The organism is Bradyrhizobium sp. GCM10028915 (assembly GCF_042666195.1).
GTDB lineage: Bacteria > Pseudomonadota > Alphaproteobacteria > Rhizobiales > Xanthobacteraceae > Bradyrhizobium > Bradyrhizobium canariense_D.
Window position 1 is genome coordinate 94,899 of the sequence record NZ_JBHTFN010000045.1, and the last position, 20,752, is coordinate 115,650.

Consider the following 20,752-nt stretch of genomic DNA (forward strand, 5'->3'; position numbering starts at 1 on the left):
TCCTCACTTCACCGGCCGCTTCTCGAGCTTCCGCGCCAGCGTCCGCCGATGCATCCCGAGCCGCCTTGCGGCTTCCGAGATGTTGAAATCGGTTTCGATCAGGGTCTGGTGGATGCGTTCCCACTCCAGCGTCTTGATCGATGTCGGCCGGGCGTCGAGCGCGACCTCGGCATTGCCTGCGGCCTTGTTGAAGGCGGCCTCGATGTCGTCGGTGTTCGACGGCTTTGCCAGATAGTGGCATGCGCCGAGCTTGATGGCCTCGACGGCGGTGGAGATGCTGGCAAAGCCCGTCAGCACCACGATCAGCATCTCCGGATCGTGCGTGTGCAAGAGCTCCACGCAGGCCAGTCCCGAGGCGCCGCCGAGCTTGAGGTCGACGACGGCATAGCCGAACGATCGCTCCTCCAGGACTTTCCGCACGTCCTCGATCGAGGCGGCGAGCACGACCTCGTAGTCGCGGCGCTCGAACGAACGCTTCAGGGTGCGGGCGAAGCCGGCATCGTCCTCGACGACGACGAGCGAACGATCAGGCGTCAAAGCTGCCTCCGATCGCGAGCGTTGCGAGCGGCAGCGTGAGGCGGACCGTGGCGCCGCGCTTCCTGTGGTTCTCGGCGGTCACGCTGCCCCCTAGCTTGCGCACCACGTTCACCACCAGGAACAGGCCGAGCCCGCCGCCGGCGCGGCCCTTGCTCGATTGATAGGGCTTTCCGAGCTGTGCCAGCATCTCCGGCGCAAAGCCGGGGCCGCGATCGCTGATCGACAGCACGAGATGATCGCCCTCGCGCCCGGCAACGAGCTCGACCCAGTCGCGCGAGACCTCGTAGGCGTTGTCGAGCACGTTGAAGATCACCTGCTTCAGCGCGACGTCCGAGACGATTGCGACGTCTTCGCCGAAAGTGTTGACGAAATACAACGTGCGCGCCGAGCGCGCGTCCCGCCACTCTTCCACGAGCGCGGTGACGAAAGCCGCAACCGTCGTCGGCGACGATCCTTCGCCGCGGGCCTCGCCCGCCGACACGAGGATGCCTGTCACGATGGACTTGCAGCGCTGCAACGAGGTCTCCATCTCCGCGAGGTCCTCGGCCAGCTCCTGATCGGCGGCGAGGTCGGGCATGCGGCGCCAGTCGCCGAGGATGACCGAGAGTGAGGCGAGCGGCGTGCCGAGTTCGTGAGCCGCGCCGGAGGCGAGCAGGCCCATGCGCACGATATGATCCTGCTCCGCGGCATGCTGGCGCAGCGCCGCCAGATGCGCGTCGCGCTCGCGCAAATTCCTGTTGATGCGGGTGACGAACACCACCAGCAGCACGGCGTTGAGCACGAAGCCCAGCAGCATGCCTGCAACCGTGAGCGTGTAGGTCTCGCTCAGCGGGTTCGGCGGCAGATCGAGCGGCCGGTAGGCGACGGTCAGCCAGACGAAGCTCGCGCAGGTCAAGGCGACCAGCGACCAAGTCGAGCGGCCATCGAGCAGCACCGCGCCCAGCGTCACCTGGAGCAGGAACAGCGAGGTGAAGGGATTGGTGGCGCCGCCGCTGAGGTAAAGCTGCGCGGTCAGCGCGGCGACGTCCAGCATCAGGGCGACCAGCAACTCATTGTTGGTGATCGCGGCGCGATGGCGCACCCAGACCAGGCTGGAGATGTTGAGAAATATCAGGGCGCCGATTACCGCCCCCATGCGGGTGAGGGGCAGGGGAATGCCGAGCCACACATGCACGCCGCCGATGGTCACGATCTGGCCGACCACTGCGGTCCAGCGCAGCTGGATCAGCAGCGCCATGTTCTTGCGGTTGGTCTCGTCGTCGGTTGGCGCTGTGCCGATCAGCTCGCTGCGCGCGTCCGCCTGCGATTGCAGCGTGACGGCGCCATGCGTTCGTCCGTCGTCAGGTGGGCTCGCCGATCGTTCCAGCATCTGATCCCGTCCTGCGGGCGACAGCATCTGGGCCGCCGGCCGCTTCGTGGACGAAGCCGCTCCAGGGCTCCTTGCGGCGGAACAGCCCGCCGCCGAATGTGACGAAAAGTCTGCCGGCCAGCATGAACGCCAGGGCAAACCACGTCAGCGCGTAGATCAGGTGGTTATTGGGAAAGCTGATCACGGTCAATCCGCCGATTGGGCCGTTGCCGGATTGTGATCGAGCGTCGGCATCGACGAAGAAGGGCGCGACGTGGTCGAGGCCGCGTGCCGCCGCAATCGCGGCGACATCCCGCGAGTACCAGCGATTGTGCTCAGGCACGTTGGTCCTGAGGAATCCGCCTTTTGGCTCCGTCACGCGCAACAGGCCGGTGATCTCGACCTGGCCTTGCGGATTGCCGTCCCGGCGCGTCGAGGCGTCGCGCCGCTCGGGCGGCACGAAGCCGCGGTTGACCAGGACCAGCGTGCCGTCGTCGCGCCTGAGCGGCGTCAGCACCCAATAGCCCGGGCCTTCTTCGGTGACGGCCTGAACCAGGGTCTCGCGGTCATGCAGGAAATGGCCGGAGACGCTGACGTGCCTGTATTCGTCGTTCGCGGCGGAGACGGTCGGCCATGCCGCCGGCGAGGGGATCGGCTGGGCCGGGGCATGAACGCGCTGCTCGACGCGATCGATCAGCGCCAGCTTCCAGGCGCGGCGCTCGATCTGCCAGACGCCGAGCGCGATCAGAAGCGCAAAGGCCGTGAGCGAGAGGATCGTGAGCCACAAGGGCGGGCGCGCTGCGTTGCTGCGCGTCCCGTTTGCCTCGCTCGTCACGGTCCGGGTCTCGTTCATTTCATCCCGGTCATCTGGTGGATCGGCATCATGTTGCTGTTGAGGTGGTTCATCACCCACAGCGAACCCGACAGGGCGATCACCACCATGACGATGGTGAAGATCAGCGCCATCATGCTCCAGCCGTTCTCTGACGTCGTGTTCATGTGCAGGAAGTAGATCATGTGCACGACGATCTGCACGACCGCAAAGGCCATGATCACGAGCGCGGTGATCTGCTTGCTCGGAAGCGCGCCGCTCATCACCAGCCAGAACGGAATCGCGGTGAGCACGACCGAGAGCACGAAGCCGAGCATATAGGTCGAGAACGAGCCGTGGGCATTGGCGTGGCTGTCGCCGTGATGATGATCGTCCGCGTGGGCGGCGTGAGTATCGGTGTTCATCGCAGAACTCCCAGGAGATAGACGAAGGTGAAGACGCCGATCCAGACCACGTCCAGGAAGTGCCAGAACATCGACAGGCACATCAGGCGGCGGCGATTGGCCTCGATCAGGCCGAACTTCCAGACCTGCACCATCAGGGTCACCAGCCAGATCAGGCCACAGCTGACGTGCAGGCCATGGGTGCCGACCAGGGTGAAGAAGGCGGACAGGAAAGCACTACGCTGCGGCGTCGCGCCCTCATGGATCGTGTGGACGAACTCGGACAGCTCGATGCCGATGAATGCGGCTCCGAACAGGCCGGTGATCGCCAGCCAGATCTGGGTCTGCGCGATCTTGTTCTGCTGCATCGTCAGCATGGCAAAACCATACGTGATCGACGACAGCAGTAGCATCGAGGTGTTGACCGCGACCAGCGGCAGCTCGAACAGATCCTTCGGCGCCGGGCCGGCGGCGTAATTGCTGCCGAGCACGCCGAAAGTGGCGAACAGGATCGCGAAGATGAGACAGTCGCTCATCAGATAGATCCAGAAGCCGAGCGAGGTGCTGTAGCCTTCCGGATGCGGGTGTTCGTCGGCCAGGTAGAAGACCGGCTCGCCGGTTTGCGTGGGATTGACAGCGACAGTCATTTACTTGGCTCCGGCGAGCAGCTTGGTGCGCGCGTCTTCGGCCCGGATGACGTCCTCGGCCGGAATATCGAAATCGCGGTGATAGTTGAAGGTGTGACCGATGCCGACGGCGAGCATCGCGATGAAGCTCGCGGCCGCCAGCCACCAGATGTACCAGATCAGGCCGAATCCCATCGCGGTGGCGAAGCCGGCGAGGATGATGCCGGTGCCGGTGCTGCTCGGCATGTGGATCGGCTTGAACCCGGTGAGCGGGCGCTGATAACCGCGCTTCTTCATGTCCCACCACGCGTCATTGTCGTGAACGACGGGGGTGAAGGCGAAGTTGTAGGCCGGCGGCGGCGACGAGGTCGCCCATTCCAGCGTGCGCGCGTCCCAGGGATCGCCGGTGACGTCCTTGAGCTGCTCGCGCCTGAGGAAGCTGACGGCGAACTGCATCAGCATCGAGAGGATGCCAAGGAAGACCAGGAAGGCGCCAATGCCGGCGACGATGAACCAGATCTGCAGGCTCGGGTCGTCGAACACGCGGAGGCGGCGGGTCACGCCCATCAGGCCGAGCACATAGAGCGGCATGAAAGCGAGGTAGAAGCCCGTAACCCAGAACCAGAACGACAGCTTGCCCCAGAACGGGTCGAGCTTGAAGCCGAATGCCTTCGGGAACCAGTAGCCGATACCGGCGAACGCGCCGAACACGACGCCGCCGATGATCACGTTGTGGAAGTGCGCGATCAGGAACAGGCTGTTGTGCAGGACGAAGTCGGCCGGTGGCACCGCGAGCAGCACGCCGGTCATGCCGCCGAGCACGAAGGTCAGCATGAACGCGATCGTCCACATCATCGGCAACTCGAAGCGGATGCGGCCGCGATACATCGTGAACAGCCAGTTGAACATCTTCGCGCCCGTCGGGATCGAGATGATCATCGTGGTGATGCCGAAGAAGGAGTTGACGCTGGCGCCCGACCCCATCGTGAAGAAGTGGTGCAGCCAGACCAGGTAGGACAGGATGGTGATGACCACCGTGGCGTAGACCATCGAGGTGTAGCCGAACAGCCGCTTGCCCGAGAAGGTCGATGTCACTTCCGAGAAGATGCCGAAGGCGGGGAGAACCAGGATGTAGACCTCGGGATGACCCCAGATCCAGATCAGGTTCACGTACATCATCGGGCTGCCGCCGAAATCGTTCGTGAAGAAGTTGGTGCCGACGTAGCGATCGAGCGAGAGCAGCGCGAGCACGACGGTCAGAACCGGGAAGGAAGCGACGATCAGCACGTTGGTGCAGAGCGCGGTCCAGGTGAACACCGGCATCCGCATCATGGTCATGCCGGGGCACCGCAGCTTGACGATGGTGCAGATCAGGTTGATGCCGGACAGTGTCGTTCCGACGCCCGCGACCTGTAGCCCCCATATGTAATAGTCGACGCCGACATCCGGACTGTAGCCGATGTTCGACAGCGGCGGATAAGCGAGCCAGCCGGTGCGGGCGAATTCGCCGATGAACAGCGAGGCCATCACCAGCACCGCGCCGCCGACCGTCATCCAGAAGCTGAAATTGTTCAGGAACGGGAACGACACGTCGCGCGCGCCGATCTGGAGCGGCACGACGAAGTTCATCAGGCCGGTGACCAGCGGCATCGCCACGAAGAAGATCATGATCACGCCGTGGGCGGTGAATACCTGGTCGTAGTGATGGGCGTTGAGATAGCCCTCCGAGCCGCCGAAGGCGAGCGCCTGCTGCAACCGCATCATCAGCGCGTCGGCGAAGCCGCGCAGCAGCATCACGATGCCGAGGATCATGTACATGATGCCGATGCGCTTGTGGTCGACGCTGGTGAACCACTCGCTCCAGAGATAACCCCAGACGCGGAAATAGGTCAGGCCGGCGAGCATGATGAGGCCGCCGGTCGCCACCACGGCAAACGTGCCGACGACGATCGGCTCGTGCAGCGGCAGCGATTCGAAGGTGAGCCGGCCGAAGATGAGCTTGAGAAGATCAGGAGACATGCGGGATCTCTTTACGAATCTGACTTCGGACGTTGTCCGAGGAAGAAGGACGAGGACTTCAGCGGCGTGAAACTCGGCCGCTTCAGGCCGGCGCCGAGCAACGGCGCGGTGTCAACAGGTGCCGTGATGGAAGCGGTGGTCCTGCCCTGCGGCGCATCGGGCGTGCAGGTGCCGGCGACGAAAGTCGGCTCCGGCCCAAGCGCGGTGCCGCGGCGCGCGTACTTGTCGTAGGCCAGCCGCAGGGTGTTGTTCAGACCCTCATGGCCGAGGCCCCCCTTGGCGTCGATCGCCATCATCTCGCTCTGGCACATCTTGCCGGTTTCGACGCACATGTTGAGGATCAGGCGGTAGAGATCGGAATCCACGGTACCGTAGCGCCGCACCGGCTCGTTCTGGCTGGGCTTTTCGAGCTGGAGATATTCGGCGCGGCCGAGCGAGCCGCCGCCGGACTTGGCGCTGGCGATCCAGGCGTCAAAGCCCTTGTCGTCGAGACCCTGGAAGTTGAAGTGCATGCCGGAGAAGCCGGCCCCGCTGTAGTTCGCCGAAAAGCCCCGATAGCTGCCGGCGTGGTTCACGACGGCGTGGAGCTTGGTCTCCATGCCCGGCATTGCGTAGATCTGGCCGGCCAGCGCGGGGATGTAGAACGAGTTCATCACCGAGGACGCGGTGATGCGGAAGTTGATCGGACGATCGACCGGAGCTGCCAGATCGTTGACGGTGGCGATGCCGTAATCCGGATAGATAAAGAGCCACTTCCAGTCGAGCGCCACGACGTCGACCTCGAGCGGGGCCTTGGACTGGTCGACTGCGCGGTCGGCATGGATGCGGCCGAGCGTGCGATAGGGGTCGAGCAGATGCGTGCCCATCCAGGTCAGCGCGCCAAGGCAAACAATGATCAGAAGCGGCGCCGACCAGATCACCAGCTCGAGGCTGGTCGAGTGGTCCCATTCCGGCTCGTAACGGGCGTCGGTGTTGGACTGGCGGTAGCGCCAGGCGAACAGCACCGTCAGCGCCATCACGGGCACGACAATCAGGAGCATTAGGACGGTGGAGATGATGACGAGGTCGCGCTGTTGCGCTGCGATATCGCCGGCCGGCGCCAGCACGACGTAGTTGCAGCCGCTGAGCGCAACCGCCAGGGGTAGCAGCGCCAGGATCTTGAAACGGGACACGGGCCGAGCCTTATGAGAATGAGTTTCTTTTGCGGACCAAAGGGTAGCTGCGGCGCAGCAATCCGGACAGTGGACAATTTGTCCAATGTTGCAGTGCGGGATGTTGCGCCAGACAGGGCTAGATTGCCTGGCACCTCGCCGGGCGGTCGGCTTTGGTTTTCAGGACGTTAAGGGCGCGCGAATGGCGATGGCACAGACCCCCGCAATGGCAGACCACTCGGGCGAGCACGGCCACGACCAGGCCAGTCCCGGCGAGATCGCCATCGGCGTCATCATCGGCCGCACCTCGGAATTCTTCGACTTCTTCGTTTTCGCGATCGCCTCGGTGATCGTGTTCCCGCGCCTGGTCTTCCCGTTCACGAGCGAACTGACCGGCACCCTCTATTCCTTCATGATCTTCGCGCTGGCCTTCATGGCGCGGCCGATCGGCACCGTCATTTTCATGACGGTCGACCGCGAGTACGGCAAGACGGCCAAGCTGATCTCGGCGCTGTTCCTGCTCGGCACCGCCACCGTCGCGATCGCGTTCCTGCCCGGCTATCACGAGATCGGCGCTGCCGCGATCTGGCTGCTGGCGCTGGCGCGCATCGCACAGGGTCTGGCCTGGGGCGGCGCCTGGGACGGCATGGCCTCGCTGCTGGCGCTGAACGCGCCGCCTTCAAAGCGCGGCTGGTACGCGATGGTGCCGCAGCTTGGTGCGCCGCTTGGTCTGATCGTGGCGAGCGGGCTGTTCGCCTATTTCGCCGGGAATCTGTCGGCCGACGATTTCTTCGATTGGGGCTGGCGCTATCCGTTCTTCGTCGCCTTCGCCATCAACGTCGTGGCGCTGTTCGCGCGCCTGCGCATGGTGACGACGGAAGAATATGCCTCGCTGTTCGAGACCCGCGAATTGCAACCCTCGCGCATCTCCGAGACTGTGGCGCGCGAAGGCCAGAACATCATGCTCGGTGCGTTTGCGCCGCTGGCGAGCTTCGCGCTGTTCCACATGGTCACGGTGTTTCCGCTGTCCTGGGTGTTCCTGTTCACCCGCGAAAGCCCGGTGCGCTTCCTGATCATCGAGATCGTCGCCGCCGTGTTCGGCGTCGGCGCGATCGTGCTCTCCGGCGTCATCGCCGATCGCGTCGGCCGCAAGTCGCTGCTGATGGGATCGGCGATCGCGATCGCGATCTACAGCGGCTTTGCCCCGCAGCTGCTCGATGCCGGCGCGTTCGGCGAGACCATCTACATGGTGATCGGCTTCATCCTGCTCGGCCTGTCGTTCGGCCAGTCCTCGGGTGCGATCGCCTCGAACTTCAAGCAGGCGTATCGCTACACGGCCTCGGCACTGACCTCCGACATGGCCTGGCTGTTCGGCGCCGGCTTTGCACCGCTGGTCGCTCTGTTGCTTGCGACCAATCTCGGCGTCATCGCCTCGGGTGCGTACCTGCTGTCAGGCGCGTTCTGGACCTTGCTCGCGCTCTGGCTCAGCGGCCAGCGCGAGGCCGGCGATATGGACGCGGGCGGTTAGGGCGTGAGCTGCAGCTACAAGCGAATGTCGTCCCGGCCTAGTGCGCAATTGCGCACGGGGGCCGGGACCCATACCGCGTGATCTATCGAACGCGGGTGTACTTAATCCCGAACGACCAGCACCCGCCAAATTGCTCCCTGTGGTTATGGGTCCCGGCCGACGCCGGGACGACAGCGGAGTTTGCGGAACCACCGCGCGTCAATCCGCCACGACCTTCACACGATCGCGCACCTTCACCTGCGCGTTGCGATCGAGCCCGTTGAGCACGCGAAAACGCTCGGCCGGGTGGTCGACGCCGGCCATGCGGTGGGAGAGCGATTCCACGGTGTCGCCAGGCTGTACGGTGATGACCTTGATGCGCAGCGGGCGCGCGGCCTGGATCTCGTCGAGCGTCAGGCGGCGGAATGAACCGACGGTCTCGCGCGCATTGCGCTCGCTCTCGGTCGACTTCTGCCGTGCCGCGAAGATGAAGCGGTAGACGTCGCTACCGAAGCGCAGCGCATAGACCTTGAACTGCCACTGGTCGCCCTTGGCGGTGGCGGACGCAGCCGGAAAACCGTTGATGGTGATGTCCTCGGTGGAGGCCTTCTCGACGCCCTCCATCCAGCCGGAATTCAGGTAATCGCCCAGCGACTGTTCGGCCGGCACCCGCACGACATCGAAACGCATCGCCTGCGAGCCGCCGTCGCGCACGCCGATCACGGCCTGCGCGGTATTGTCGAGCGTAAAATTGTCCGGCGCCTGGAAGGTGAAACCGAGCTTCGGATGCAGGAAGCGCCGGCCGCGGACAAAACCTTCGCTTGGGTCTTCGCCGTAGACGAGATTGTCGATCGCGGCGAGATAGGTCTCGCGGTCGCGCTCGCCGCCCTCTGGCGCTGCGTATTGCCGCGCGATGGTCTGCGCGTTCTGCACGCGCTCGGGCGTTGCCGGATGCGACGAGGTGAAATCCTGCGCGCGCGGATCGAGTGAGGTCTTGCCGACCTTCAGCTCGGCATTGCGCTCCATCGCCGAGAGAAAGCGTGCAGCACCATAAGGATCGAAATGGGCCTTGGCGGAGATGCCGACGCCGACGCCGTCGGCCTCGAACTCCTGATTGCGCGAAAAGCTCGCCATGGTCAGCTTGGTCTTGGCGAGCGCCAGCGCGGTGAGATCGGGATCGTTGCTCATGTCGGTGACGACGCGGGTGACGATCGCGGCCTGGCGGGCCTGGTCCTCGCGCATCGCGGCGTGCTTGGACAGCACATGCGCCATCTCGTGGCTGAGCACGGAGGACAATTCCGACGTATCGCTCGCCAGCGCAAGAAGACCGCGCGTGACATAGAGCTGGCCGTTCGGCAGCGCGAAGGCGTTCACCGCGCCGGAATTGAGGATCGTGACCCTGTAACCCTGATCAGGGCGGTCGGACGCTGCGACCAGCCGGTCGACGGTCTTGGTGACGAGCGATTCGAGCCTGGGGTCGTCATATGTGCCGCCGTAGCTCGCCAGGATGCGCTCGTGCTCCTTTTCGGTGGCGGGGGTCTGCGCGACGGCCGGCTTCGGCTTGGGCATTGCGACGGTCGGGGGCGCCGCCGCGGTCTGGAACCGGCCCATATCGCCGCAACCGGCGAGGGCTGAACCCAGCACGAGGCATAGCGCAGCCGGCGCTGCCCGCAGGCGGCGGCGTTCACCTCGTCCGTGCCGTCCTAGCACCCCATTCACGTCGCTTAACCCGTGCCTGGCCCTTTTTAGGGCCTTACCCCTGTCGGCTCGTTTGCGCCCAGCAACTCGATTTGTCCCACGAGGCGTACATCGATACGCGGCCCCGTATTCCCCTCAGCCCAGCCCCGGACACGAATACGCTTATTTTCCAGATACTTAAGGGCAATCCCGGCGCTTTCGAACGCGGGTATCATGCGCTTTGAAATAGTCACGGCGAAGCCGCGTGTCCAGTTTCGTCCGAAGTTGAGGTAGGTCATTGCCCCAGCTTGCCGGACCGACAGGACTTTGCCCTCGACCACCACAAAACGCCCGATCCCCGCCAAAATATCGTCCGGACTTTCCGCGTTTTTTATGGCCGACAGGTCAGCCCAGCTGCCCTTTTTTTGGCGCCTCGCCTCGGCCTCCGCCGCCATCAGGGCGGCCGCGCAGTCCTTATCGGCGATCTCGGCGGAGACGATGGCGTCGCCCTGGGCGAGGAGCGTCGCCTGCACGGAGATGTCGCTCTCGCCGACAAAGACCAGCGCGCCCTGGCGGCCGTAGCGGTCGGGCGTGTCGTCGGCGCTGCGCAAAATAACGTCGCGACCGACGAGCAGCGTCGTCAGCGCCTGCTTCGTGGTTGCGGTCGGCTCGATGCCGGTCAAGCGGATTTCCCGGCCGTCATCGAGACGCAGACTGCGCGCATCGATCGCGGTGACGCGGCCTTCGCCCTGGGACTCGAACTGGCACGGCGTGGCGGACGCACCGCGAGCCGCGACCAGAAGACATGCGACGATGAGATGAAGCAGTCGCGTCACGTTGCCCGGAAAGGTTGCGTTGCGCTCCAACCATAACTCAAGCGCGGTGGGGCGCGAAGACTGTTTGTTCATACTCCGTCATTGCGAGCGCAGGGAAGCAATCCAGAGTCCCTCCGAGGAAAGATCCTGGATTGCTTCGCTGCGCTCGCAATGACGGCGGAGGCACTCTTCCGCATCTCGTCATTCCGCTTTGCGGAAAGCGCGTGTTGATCGTTCATCTGCATCGTCCCGTGCGCTTGCTGCGCTGTCGCGCATGCGGCATGATTGCGGTAACAGCAATAACCAAGCCGCCATCAGAGTACGGCGCGATAAGGGAGGTCTTTTCGATGAAGCATGTTTTGTCGGGCATTTTTGCCGCTGCGTTGGCGCTGAGCGCGAGCGCCGTGCAGGCCCAGGACAAGCCGCCACTGAAGATCGGCGGCATCCTCGACATGTCGAGCCTGTATGCCGACATCACCGGCCCCGGCAGCGAGACCGCGGCCAAGATGGCCGTGGAGGACTTTGGCGGTGAGGTGCTCGGCCGCAAGATCCAGGTGCTGGCTGCCGACCATCAGAACAAGGCCGATCTCTCCGCCAATATCGCCCGCGACATGCTCGACAATCAGGGCGTCGAAATGATCTATGACGTCGCGGCCTCCGCGACCGCGCTCGCCGCCGGCGAGATCGCGAAAGCGCGCAACAAGATCATCATGTTCAACGGCCCGGGCTCGATCCGCCTCACCAACGAGGCCTGCGGTCCCTATACCATTCACTACGTGTTCGACACCTACGGTCAGGCCAATGTGACCGGCCTTGCGGCCGTGAAGTCGGGCCTCGACACTTGGTACTTCCTCACCGCCGACTACGCCTTCGGCCAGGATCTGGAAAAGGACACCAGCGCCGTCGTGACCAAAACCGGAGGCAAGGTGCTCGGCAGCGTGCGCCATCCCCTCAACACGTCGGATTTCTCGTCGTTCCTGCTGCAGGCCCAGGCCTCGAAAGCCAAGGTGATCGGGCTTGCGAACGCCGGCGGCGACACCGTCAACGCCATCAAGCAGGCGGCCGAGTTCGGCATCACCAAGGGCGGCCAGAAGGTCTCGCCGCTGCTCGCCTTCGTGACCGATATCGACTCCATCGGACTCGAGACCGCGCAGGGCCTGTTGCTGGCGGAAGCCTTCTACTGGGATCTCAACGATGACACCCGCGCGTTCTCGAAGCGCTTCCAGGAGCGTATGAAGCGGCCGCCGACCTCGGCGCAAGCTGGTGTCTATTCGTCCGTGACTCACTATCTGAAAGCGGTGAAGGCAGCCGGCACGACCGACGCTGCGACGGTGATGAAAGTGATGAAGGAGACGCCGATCAACGACTTCTTCGCCAAGAACGGCAAGATCCGCGAGGACGGCCGCATGCTGCACGACATGTACCTGTTCGAGGTCAAGAAGCCGTCGGAATCCAAGGGCCGCTGGGACGACTACAAGCTGCTCGCCACCGTGCCCGGCAGCGAGGCGTTCCAGTCGCTGGAGCAGTCGCGCTGCCCGTTGGTGAAGAAATAAACACCGTCATTGCGAGGAACGAAGCGACGAAGCAATCCAGGCTGTCTCCGCGGAAACATCTCTGGATTGCTTCGCTTCGCTCGCAATGACGAGCGTCGATAGACCGAAGCAAACAACAACAAGGGAGACGTCCCATGAGCAACGATATGGTCCTGCAGAAGCTCGAAGGCGGGCTGCTCACCATCACCATGAACCGGCCCGAGCGCAAGAACGCGCTCAACCCGGACATGGTGGCCGGGCTGGTCGTGGCGGCACGGCGCGCGGCGGATGATCCGGAGGTGCGCGCGGTCTTGTTCAAGGGCGCGGGCGGCAGTTTCTGCGTCGGCGGCGACGTCAAGTCGATGGCCGAGGGCCGGGCGCCGCTGCCGTTCGAAGTGAAGATGGCGAACCTGCGCCGCGGCATGGAAGTGTCGCGTATCCTGCACCAGATGCCAAAGCCCGTGGTGGCACAGCTCGATGGTGCTGCGGCCGGCGCGGGTCTGTCGATGGCGCTGTCGTGCGACCTCCGCGTCGCTTCCGAATCCTGCAAGATCACCACCGCCTTCGCAAAAGTCGGCTTCTCCGGCGATTACGGCGGCACCTATTTCCTCACCCAGCTGCTCGGCAGTGCGCGGGCGCGCGAGCTCTATCTGACCTCGCCGGTGCTGACCGCGAAGGAAGCACATGCGATCGGCATGGTGACCAAGGTTGTCCCCGACGCCGAGATCGATACGGCCGCGCACGAGCTCGCACTGTCGCTGGCGCAGGGCCCGTCGATCGCGCTTGGCTTCATCAAGCGCAACATCAACAATGCCGAGCATCTCGCGCTGGAGGATTGCTTCGACGGCGAGGCGATCCATCACACCCGCTGCAGCGATACCGAGGATCACAAGGAGGCCGCAAAGGCGTTCGTCGAGAAGCGCAAGCCGACCTTCAAGGGCGCATGACGATGGCGCCCTATATGCGGTTGCGGCAGATCTGCCTGGTCGCGCCGCAGCTCGCGCCCGTGATCGCGGATATCGCTGACATCATGGGCCTCGCTGTCTGCTACCGCGACGGCAACGTCGCGAAATACGGCCTGGAGAACGCGCTGCTGCCGGTCGACACGATCCTGCTGGAGGTGGTCGCGCCGTTCAAGGAGGGCACCACGGCCGGCCGCTTCATCGAGAAGAGCGGCGGCCGCGGCGGCTACATGGCGATCTTCTGCTGCAACGATCCCGACGAGCGCGGCCGTAACGCCAACGCTCTGGGCGTGCGCACCGCCAACGTGATCGACCACGCGCCCTATCACGGCGTGCAGCTCCATCCCCGCGACTGTCGCGCCGCCTTCATCGAGTTCAACCACACCGAAGGCAGCGACGACATTTTGGGGCCTTATCCGCCAGCGGGGCCAGACTGGCATAAATTCATCCGCAAGGACGTGACGCAGGCGTTGACGAGCGTGGAAATACAGAGCCCGGACCCGCAAGGGCTGGCCGAGCATTGGGGCAAGCTCATCGGCGTGGCGCCGAGTGGCGATGTCGAACTGAAGCTGACCAACGCGACCTTCCGGTTCGTGAAGGGCGCCAGCGAAATCATGAGCGCGCTGGAGTTTCAGGTGACAGATGTGGCCCAGGTGCTGCATGCCGCCAAGGCCAAGGGGCTCGCGGTGGCGGGCAATGAGTTTCTGCTGAGCGGCGTGACATTTCGGCTCGCTGCTTGACCACTTGCGCTAGTTCTCGTTGTGTCGTCATGCCCAGGCCTGTCCCGCCTGCGCGGCCGAAGCGGCTTCGGCCGCGCAGGCGAGACAGGCCCGGCCATGACCGGGGGTAGCGCCAGACCGACAATTGGAATCTGCACATGCCGCATCCGCTCGACAGCTTCTTTGCACCCGCCAGCATCGCGCTGATCGGTGCTTCGCGCGATCACGAGAAGATTCCGGGGCGCCTGCTGTCGATGTTGCGCAAGAACGAGTATCCCGGAAAAATCTATCCGGTGAACCCGAACTACGCCGAGATCGACGGCCTCATTTGCTACAAATCGATCACCGACATCGGCGCGCCGGTCGATCTCGCAATCATCCTCATCCCCGCCCGCGCGGTGCTCGCCGCGCTCGAACAATGCGCCGCCGCCGGCGTGAAGAACGCTGTTATCATCTCCTCCGGCTTCGCCGAGGAGGGCGGGGAGAGCGCGGCGATGCAGGACGCGATCGCGGCGCTGGCGAGGCGCACCGGCATGCGGATTTCCGGTCCGAATGCCGAAGGCTTTTTCAGCCAGAAGCAGCGCGTGGCGGCGACGTTCAGTCCCGCCGTGGACGTCAAGCCGAGCGTGGTGCCGCTGGTCGCCACGACGAAGCGGATCGGCATCGTGGCGCAGAGCGGCGGCATCGGCTTTGCGTATTATCACCGCGCCAGTGCGCTCGGCATTGCCGTGAGCTATGTCGTCAGTGCCGGCAACGAATCCGATCTCGGGGCCGGCGAGTTTCTGGATTACATGGTGCAGGACGCTTCAACGGACGTGATCCTGCTGTTCATCGAAGGCATTCGCGACGTCGACAAGTTTCTCGCGGCAGCGCGGCGCGCCGCCGAACTGAAAAAGCCTGTCATCGTCACGAAGGTCGGCCGCTCCGGCGCCGGGATGCGCGCGGCCGCCTCGCACACCGCGAGCATGGCCGGATGGTCGGCGGCCTACGACGCGGTGTTCGCCAAATATGGCTTCATCGTCTCCAACGATCTCGACGAGGCGCTGACGATCGCAGCTGTGCTTGCGAGCAATCCGTTGTCGAAAGGCGATCGTGTCGCCGTGGTCACCGTCTCCGGCGGCGCCGGCATCTGGGCCGCCGATGCCGTGGCGCTGCAAGGCTTGCGGGTGCCGGAGCTCTCCGAAAAAGTCCAGGCGGAGATTAAGGCGCTGATGCCGTCCTACGGCACCGCGCGCAACCCGATCGACGTCACGGCGCAGGGCGTGACCTCGGGCGGCTTGCAAAAGAGCGTCGATGTGCTCACCGCGTCGGACGAGATCGACGCAATCCTGATCGTGCTGTCGCTGTCGAGCGACGTCCGGAAGCCCTTCAAGGAAGCCGAGCTGACGCCGGTGCTGGCCGCGCAGCACAAGCCGGTGGTGTTCTATTCCTACACGGTACCGTCCGATTTCGCGCGGCGCGAGCTTGCCAAATCCGGCGTCGTGGTGCTCTCCGGCCTCACTTATGTCGGCGTCGCGATGCGGCAGCTCGTCGATTATGCCACCTTCGAGCTGCAGAAGCCCGCGGACGGGGCGCAAGTCCCCGCGCGGGACATCTCAGCACAGCTGAAATCGCCTGCGCTCTCGGAAGCCGACAGCAAGACATTGCTCCGCGCCGCCGGCATCGCGCTGCCGGATGAAGTGCTGGTGAAGGACAAGGGCGAGCTCGATGATGCCGTCGCCCGCGTCGGCTTTCCGCTGGTGCTGAAGATCCAGTCGCCGGACATCGCGCACAAGAGCGAGGTCGGCGGCGTTCGCGTCAATATCACCACAAAGGGCGAAGCGTTTCTGGCGTTCGAGGCGCTGCTCAACAATGTGCGCCAGCACAGGCCTGAGGCGGCCATTCAGGGCGTGCTGGTCTGCCCGATGGCGAAGCAGGGTGTCGAGATCATCATCGGCACCATGACAGACGCGACGTTCGGGCCGATGGTGATGGTGGGCCTTGGCGGCATCACGACCGAATTGTTCCGCGACGTCGTCTACCGCCCGGCGCCGGTCAGCGCGGAAGAAGCCGGCACGATGCTGGCGCGCTTGAAAGCCGCGCCGCTATTGACGGGATTTCGCGGGGCGGCGATGGCGGATGTTGCGGCGGTCTCGCAGTTGATCGCGGACATTTCCGTGATTGCCGCGCAACATGCAGAGGAGATCGCGGAGATCGAGCTCAACCCGGTGCTGGTGCACGCGGAAGGGCAGGGCGTGACGATCGTGGACGCGCTGGTGGTGGGGCGGAGATCATCCCTCTCCCCTTGTGGGAGAGGGTGGCTCGCCGCGAAGCGGCGAGACGGGTGAGGGGTCTCTCTCCACAAGCGCAAGAGAATGGCTTGCGGAGATAACCCCTCATCCGGCGCTTCGCGCCACCTTCTCCCACAAGGGGAGAAGGAAGAAAGGACCTACCGCCCCCTGAAATTCGCGACCCGCCGCTCTTCCGTGGCCTTCACGCCTTCCTTGAAGTCTTCCGTGGCGCGCAGTCGGGTCTGCTCCTCGAGCTCGTGATTGGTCGCGGCCATCACGCGATCGGCGAGGCCAGCGCGCATCGTGGCGCGGGTGGAGACGAGGCCGAGCGGGGAGCATTCGGCGATTTCACCGGCGAGCTTCAGTGCGGCCGCCTTGACCTGGTCCTGCGGCACCAGCTCGTTGGCGAGGCCCCATTTGAAGGCCTCCTCACCGGTGACGCGGCGGCTGGTGTAGAACATCAGCTCGGCGTTGTTCTTTCCGATCAGCTCGGGCAGCGTCACAGTCAGGCCGAAGCCGGGATGAAAGCCGAGCTTTGTAAAGTTCGCGGAGAAGCGCGCTTCGGGGCAGGTGACCCGGAAGTCCGCCGAGACCGCGAGGCCCAGTCCGCCGCCGATGGCGGCGCCCTGCACGGCCGCGACGATCGGCTTCTTGGCGCGGAAGATGCGCACGGCCTGGATGTAGAGATGATTGATCGCCCCGAGGCTATCGGCCGGATCGCCCTTGGCCGTCTTATCGGCTTCGCGCGCCTCTTGCGCCTGTCGTGCCGGGTCCTGGAAATTGGCGCCGGCGCAAAACGCCTTGCCCTGGGCCGATAGCACCGAGGCGCGAATCTCGATGTCGCGATCGAACTCGTCGAGTGCGTCCGCGATCTGGTTGATCAGCGAAATGTCGAAGAAGTTGAGCGGCGGGCGGCGGATCTCGATGGTGCCGACGTGACCAACTTTTTCGACGCCGATATCTTTATAGGTGCTCATGATGTCCTCGAATGATTAGCGCAAACCAAGCCCGCGGGCGATGATGCCGCGCAGCACCTCGGTGGTGCCGCCCTGGATGGTGAGTTTCGGCGCGGTTTTGATGGCGAAGTCGAGCTGCCGCTCCAGCGTCTCGCGGTTGGTCGCGGTCTCCTCGACGAAGGCGGCGAGATCGCGCACGCGGTGCGGCAGCTGCTGTTCCCACACCGTGCCGATGTCCTTGACGATGGAGGCTTCGACGACCGGCTCCTTGCCGGCTTGCAGCATGCCCGCGACCGAGACCGACATGCGCCGCATGGTGTGGAGCTGCGCCACCAGCCGGCCGATGCCTTCGGCGCTGCGGGTATCCGGATTGGGACCAACGGCGCGAACCAGCTCGGTCAGCACGTAATAGGTCTCCAGGAAGCGCTCGGGGCCCGAACGCTCATAAGCGAGCTCGCTGGTCGCCTGCTTCCAGGCGCCGTCCACTTCGCCGAGCACATGATCGTCAGGCACGAAGAAATCGGTGAACACGACCTCGTTGAACTCGTACTGGCCGGTGATCTGGCCGATCGGGTTCACCTGGATGCCCGGCTGCTTCATCTTGACCAGAAACTGGGTCAGGCCGTGACGTCGGTTTTCCTTGGTCGGCTGCGACGTCCGGAAGATCGCGATCATGTAGTCGGCGATATGCGCCGACGAGGTCCAGATCTTGGTGCCATTGATGAGATAGCCGCCGTCGGTCTTGGTCGCGCGGGTCTTCGCGGCAAACAGGTCCGAGCCGGAGTTCGGTTCGCTCATGCCGATCGCGAAGCAGATCTCGCCGCGGCAGATGCGCGGCAGGATGTCCATCTTGATGTGCTCTGGGGCGTATTTCAGCAGCACCGGCCCGCTCTGGCGATCGGCGACGAAGAAGCGCCGCGTCGGCGCGTTGGCGACGCGCATTTCCTCCGTCACCACGTAACGTTCGAGGAACGAGCGCTCCTGGCCGCCATATTTTTTCGGCCATGTCATGCCGAGCCAACCCTTGGCGCCGACCCGGCGGGAGAATTCCGGCGCGTCGGTGTCTTCGCGGTTGGGCTTGTGCGGATCGAAGGTGCCGGCGGCGATTTCCTCCGCGAGGAAGGCGCGTACTTCCTTGCGCAATTGCTCGCATTTCTCGGGCAGGCGGATCGGATCGAAACGGAGGGCAGCGGTCATTGTTGTCTCGTCCCTGATCAGCGCGAAGCCACGAGCGGCCACAATTCGTCGGCGCCACGGTTGGCAATGAGCTTGCCGAGCTCGACGGCCCAGTGGCTTTCCGAACCGAAATCGTCGCGCCAGGCCAATGCCCGCAGCGAATAGCGGTGCAGGATGTGCTCCAGGGTGAAGCCGATCGCGCCATGGACCTGGTGCGCAATGGCGCCGCCCTTCTCCGCAGCTTCCGCGCAGCGGATCTTTGCGGAGGCGGCTTCGAGATAGACCGCGTCATCGAACGACTTTGCATTGGCGATGGCGTCGGCCGCGGAAGTCGCAGCCGCAAGCGCAGCAGCCGACTCGCCGGCGAGGCGGGCGAGATTGTGCTGCACCGCCTGGAATTTGGAGATCTTCTTCTCGAAGGCGACGCGCTCGTTGGAATAGCGCACGGAGATGTCGAGCATCGATTCCAGCGCGCCCGCGATCTGAAGGCTGCGGGCGACGCCGCCCATCAGCATCATTGTGGTCTGGTCAAAGCCGCTCGGGGCGGGCTTGATGGTGACGGGCTGGACCTTGTCGAGCGTGACGGTGTCGCTGTGGTCGTAGCCGACATTGAGTCCGGTCTCGATCCGGCCCTTGCTCGCGTCGACCAGCGCGATCGAGGCGCCGTCCTTGCCGTGGGCCAGCACCGCGAAGTGCTTTGCCGCCTTTGCGAAGGGCACGCCGCGGGCGCGGCCGGAGAGCGCACCATCGGCATCGCGCGTGATACGGTCCTTCGGGGATGCCGGCAGCACCGTCATCTCACCCTCCGGGGATCCGATCTTCGCCTGCGCCAGCAGCCAGCCGGCCAGCATGGTCTCGGCCAGGGGAACCGCGACAGCGAAACGGCCGGCCGCGTTCAGCAGCGCAAAGCCGTCGGCCAGGCTCGCGCCGGAGCCGCCGAGATCGTCGGGCACCCAGGCCAGCGGCAGGCCGGCCTCGCTCAGCGCGTGCCACAGCGGCGCCTGCCACGAATCCTTCTTGTCGTTGTTGACGGTCTGCGGATCGGCGAGATCGGCGAAGATTTTCTCCGCGGTCTCGACGACGATATTGTCACTCTTCGCCACAGCGTTCCCCGTGTTTTTGCCATTGGCGCATCCGGCCCCAGTGGGGCGGGCGCGCAGGTTCTTCTTGCGCCCGATGATCCAAAAAAGCCATGGCCCTGACAAGCGCTGATCGCAGGTCAACCTGCGGCGCGGGCATGGGCGATGAGCTAATTCCGCTTAGCGGAGTTTGCTCGATTTGCAGGGCGCGGCAAACTCGCTAAACAGAACGTCGATACTCAATCAAGGGGAAGGAAATCCGGATGGCAAAGGACAGTTTGTGCGCAATCGTGACGGGGTCCGCCTCCGGCCTGGGTGCTGCGACCGCGGAAATTCTCGCACGGAGCGGGGCGCGGCTCGTCATCAACTATTCCTCAAGCCAGAAGGAAGCGGAGGCGACCGCGGAGCATTGCCGCAAGGCGGGCTCACCGGAAGTTCTGGTCGCGCAGGGCGACGTCTCGAAGGATGACGATTGCCGCAAGATCGTCGCGGCAGCTGGCGGCTGGGGCCGGCTCGACGTGCTCGTCAACAATGCCGGCACCACCAAGCATGTCGTCCATGCCGATCTCGACGGATTGTCGGCGGAAGATTTCCAGCGCCTGTACGGCGTCAACACCATCGGCCCGTTCCAGATGGTGCGCGCGGCGCGCAGCCTGCTCGAGGCCGGCGCCAAAGCTTCTGGGCGGCCGTCCGCCGTGGTCAACATCTCCTCGGTCGCCGGCATCAGCGGCGTCGGATCGTCGATCGCATACGCCGCGAGCAAGGGCGCGCTCAACACCATGACGCTGTCGCTGTCGCGCGCGCTGGCGCCGCTGATCCGCGTCAACACGGTATGCCCGGGCTATATCGATACGCCCTGGTTCACCAAGGGCCGCGGCGAGGCGGGCGCCAAGCAGGTGCGCGACAGCGTGGTGGCCAAGGTGCCGCTGAAGGTCGCGTCATCGGCGGAAGACATCGCGCAGCTCGTCTGTTTCCTGGCGATGCCGGCCTCCAGCAACATGACCGGCGAAGTCGTCCGCATGGATGCGGGGATGCATTTGGTGACGTGATCGCGCGGCAAATTCTCTCCACGTCGTGGCCGGGCTTGACCCGGCCTCCGCTCTCTCCCGTCATGGCCGGGCTTGACCCGGCCATCCACATGTCGCCGCGCGGATCAAAAGACG

18 protein-coding genes are annotated in these 20,752 nt (G+C 64.6%); 6 read left to right on the forward strand and 12 right to left on the reverse strand.

What is annotated here, in order from left to right:
- Nucleotides 1-3: 3 nt before the first annotated feature.
- The 7 genes from ACFQX9_RS26895 to cyoA are packed head-to-tail and all read right to left on the reverse strand — an operon-like array spanning nt 4 to nt 6,917.
- Nucleotides 4-537, reverse strand: a complete 534-nt coding sequence (locus tag ACFQX9_RS26895) for a response regulator transcription factor (protein WP_018452952.1) — start codon at nt 535-537, stop codon at nt 4-6.
- Nucleotides 527-1,906, reverse strand: a complete 1,380-nt coding sequence (locus ACFQX9_RS26900; protein WP_377791085.1) for an ATP-binding protein — start codon at nt 1,904-1,906, stop codon at nt 527-529. The genes ACFQX9_RS26895 and ACFQX9_RS26900 overlap by 11 nt, the downstream gene beginning before the upstream one ends.
- Nucleotides 1,878-2,738, reverse strand: a complete 861-nt coding sequence (locus tag ACFQX9_RS26905; protein WP_377791086.1) for an SURF1 family protein — start codon at nt 2,736-2,738, stop codon at nt 1,878-1,880. Before ACFQX9_RS26905 ends, ACFQX9_RS26900 begins: the two co-directional genes overlap by 29 nt.
- Nucleotides 2,735-3,121 carry a cytochrome o ubiquinol oxidase subunit IV gene (cyoD, locus tag ACFQX9_RS26910; protein ID WP_018452955.1) on the reverse strand — a complete coding sequence of 129 codons (387 nt, stop codon included), beginning with the start codon at nt 3,119-3,121 and terminating at the stop codon, nt 2,735-2,737. The genes ACFQX9_RS26905 and cyoD overlap by 4 nt, the downstream gene beginning before the upstream one ends.
- Nucleotides 3,118-3,747, reverse strand: a complete 630-nt coding sequence (gene cyoC / locus ACFQX9_RS26915; protein WP_377791087.1) for a cytochrome o ubiquinol oxidase subunit III — start codon at nt 3,745-3,747, stop codon at nt 3,118-3,120. The genes cyoD and cyoC overlap by 4 nt, the downstream gene beginning before the upstream one ends.
- Complete coding sequence (cyoB, locus tag ACFQX9_RS26920) at nt 3,748-5,745, reverse strand: cytochrome o ubiquinol oxidase subunit I (RefSeq protein ID WP_368509061.1); 1,998 nt, start codon at nt 5,743-5,745, stop codon at nt 3,748-3,750. It lies immediately after the preceding gene.
- Between the two features lie 11 nt (nt 5,746-5,756).
- Complete coding sequence (gene cyoA, locus ACFQX9_RS26925) at nt 5,757-6,917, reverse strand: ubiquinol oxidase subunit II (RefSeq protein ID WP_377791088.1); 1,161 nt, start codon at nt 6,915-6,917, stop codon at nt 5,757-5,759.
- Nucleotides 6,918-7,098: 181 nt separating this feature from the next.
- Between cyoA and ACFQX9_RS26930 the strand changes: the two genes are divergently transcribed.
- The gene (locus ACFQX9_RS26930) at nt 7,099-8,424 is read left to right on the forward strand and encodes an MFS transporter (protein ID WP_007604615.1); all 1,326 of its coding nucleotides are present in this window, start codon (nt 7,099-7,101) and stop codon (nt 8,422-8,424) included.
- A gap of 198 nt (nt 8,425-8,622) precedes the next feature.
- Here ACFQX9_RS26930 and ACFQX9_RS26935 read toward each other — a convergent pair whose 3' ends face one another.
- Nucleotides 8,623-10,014 (reverse strand): M48 family metalloprotease, encoded by a 1,392-nt coding sequence (locus ACFQX9_RS26935; protein ID WP_018452960.1) that lies wholly within the window; start codon nt 10,012-10,014, stop codon nt 8,623-8,625.
- A 134-nt stretch (nt 10,015-10,148) separates the two neighbouring features.
- Nucleotides 10,149-10,988 carry a thermonuclease family protein gene (locus tag ACFQX9_RS26940; RefSeq protein WP_377791089.1) on the reverse strand — a complete coding sequence of 280 codons (840 nt, stop codon included), beginning with the start codon at nt 10,986-10,988 and terminating at the stop codon, nt 10,149-10,151.
- A 254-nt stretch (nt 10,989-11,242) separates the two neighbouring features.
- Here ACFQX9_RS26940 and ACFQX9_RS26945 point away from each other — a divergent pair, with 254 nt between their 5' ends.
- The 4 genes from ACFQX9_RS26945 to ACFQX9_RS26960 all read left to right on the forward strand — a co-directional run bounded on the left by ACFQX9_RS26945 (nt 11,243) and on the right by ACFQX9_RS26960 (nt 16,435).
- Nucleotides 11,243-12,448: an ABC transporter substrate-binding protein gene (locus tag ACFQX9_RS26945; protein WP_018452962.1), complete on the forward strand. Its 1,206-nt coding sequence runs from the start codon at nt 11,243-11,245 to the stop codon at nt 12,446-12,448.
- Between the two features lie 134 nt (nt 12,449-12,582).
- Nucleotides 12,583-13,374 (forward strand): enoyl-CoA hydratase, encoded by a 792-nt coding sequence (locus tag ACFQX9_RS26950; protein WP_085351625.1) that lies wholly within the window; start codon nt 12,583-12,585, stop codon nt 13,372-13,374.
- A gap of 2 nt (nt 13,375-13,376) precedes the next feature.
- Complete coding sequence (locus ACFQX9_RS26955; RefSeq protein WP_026232430.1) at nt 13,377-14,129, forward strand: hypothetical protein; 753 nt, start codon at nt 13,377-13,379, stop codon at nt 14,127-14,129.
- Nucleotides 14,130-14,266: 137 nt separating this feature from the next.
- Nucleotides 14,267-16,435 carry an acetate--CoA ligase family protein gene (locus tag ACFQX9_RS26960; protein WP_377791090.1) on the forward strand — a complete coding sequence of 723 codons (2,169 nt, stop codon included), beginning with the start codon at nt 14,267-14,269 and terminating at the stop codon, nt 16,433-16,435.
- A 101-nt stretch (nt 16,436-16,536) separates the two neighbouring features.
- Here ACFQX9_RS26960 and ACFQX9_RS26965 read toward each other — a convergent pair whose 3' ends face one another.
- From ACFQX9_RS26965 to ACFQX9_RS26975, 3 genes are read right to left on the reverse strand one after another with little or no spacing between them, the layout of a single operon-like run.
- Nucleotides 16,537-17,355, reverse strand: coding sequence for an enoyl-CoA hydratase/isomerase family protein (locus ACFQX9_RS26965; RefSeq protein ID WP_018452966.1), 819 nt, complete (start codon nt 17,353-17,355; stop codon nt 16,537-16,539).
- 15 nt (nt 17,356-17,370) lie between these two features.
- Entirely contained in the window at nt 17,371-18,531 is a 1,161-nt protein-coding gene (locus ACFQX9_RS26970) for an acyl-CoA dehydrogenase family protein (protein WP_085351673.1), read from the reverse strand.
- A 17-nt stretch (nt 18,532-18,548) separates the two neighbouring features.
- Nucleotides 18,549-19,613 carry an acyl-CoA dehydrogenase family protein gene (locus ACFQX9_RS26975; RefSeq protein ID WP_377791091.1) on the reverse strand — a complete coding sequence of 355 codons (1,065 nt, stop codon included), beginning with the start codon at nt 19,611-19,613 and terminating at the stop codon, nt 18,549-18,551.
- Between the two features lie 239 nt (nt 19,614-19,852).
- Between ACFQX9_RS26975 and ACFQX9_RS26980 the strand changes: the two genes are divergently transcribed.
- Nucleotides 19,853-20,638, forward strand: a complete 786-nt coding sequence (locus tag ACFQX9_RS26980) for an SDR family NAD(P)-dependent oxidoreductase (protein WP_085358831.1) — start codon at nt 19,853-19,855, stop codon at nt 20,636-20,638.
- Nucleotides 20,639-20,752: the final 114 nt, after the last annotated feature.

Coding starts and splice junctions, on each gene's coding strand:
- ACFQX9_RS26900 (WP_377791085.1), bottom strand. CDS start 1,906: ATGCTGGAACGATCGGCGAGCCCACCTGACGACGGACGAACGCATGGC.
- ACFQX9_RS26905 (WP_377791086.1), bottom strand. CDS start 2,738: ATGAACGAGACCCGGACCGTGACGAGCGAGGCAAACGGGACGCGCAGC.
- cyoD (WP_018452955.1), bottom strand. CDS start 3,121: ATGAACACCGATACTCACGCCGCCCACGCGGACGATCATCATCACGGC.
- cyoC (WP_377791087.1), bottom strand. CDS start 3,747: ATGACTGTCGCTGTCAATCCCACGCAAACCGGCGAGCCGGTCTTCTAC.
- cyoB (WP_368509061.1), bottom strand. CDS start 5,745: ATGTCTCCTGATCTTCTCAAGCTCATCTTCGGCCGGCTCACCTTCGAA.
- ACFQX9_RS26930 (WP_007604615.1), top strand. CDS start 7,099: ATGGCGATGGCACAGACCCCCGCAATGGCAGACCACTCGGGCGAGCAC.
- ACFQX9_RS26935 (WP_018452960.1), bottom strand. CDS start 10,014: ATGGGCCGGTTCCAGACCGCGGCGGCGCCCCCGACCGTCGCAATGCCC.
- ACFQX9_RS26940 (WP_377791089.1), bottom strand. CDS start 10,988: ATGAACAAACAGTCTTCGCGCCCCACCGCGCTTGAGTTATGGTTGGAG.
- ACFQX9_RS26945 (WP_018452962.1), top strand. CDS start 11,243: ATGAAGCATGTTTTGTCGGGCATTTTTGCCGCTGCGTTGGCGCTGAGC.
- ACFQX9_RS26950 (WP_085351625.1), top strand. CDS start 12,583: ATGAGCAACGATATGGTCCTGCAGAAGCTCGAAGGCGGGCTGCTCACC.
- ACFQX9_RS26955 (WP_026232430.1), top strand. CDS start 13,377: ATGGCGCCCTATATGCGGTTGCGGCAGATCTGCCTGGTCGCGCCGCAG.
- ACFQX9_RS26960 (WP_377791090.1), top strand. CDS start 14,267: ATGCCGCATCCGCTCGACAGCTTCTTTGCACCCGCCAGCATCGCGCTG.
- ACFQX9_RS26965 (WP_018452966.1), bottom strand. CDS start 17,355: ATGAGCACCTATAAAGATATCGGCGTCGAAAAAGTTGGTCACGTCGGC.
- ACFQX9_RS26970 (WP_085351673.1), bottom strand. CDS start 18,531: ATGACCGCTGCCCTCCGTTTCGATCCGATCCGCCTGCCCGAGAAATGC.
- ACFQX9_RS26980 (WP_085358831.1), top strand. CDS start 19,853: ATGGCAAAGGACAGTTTGTGCGCAATCGTGACGGGGTCCGCCTCCGGC.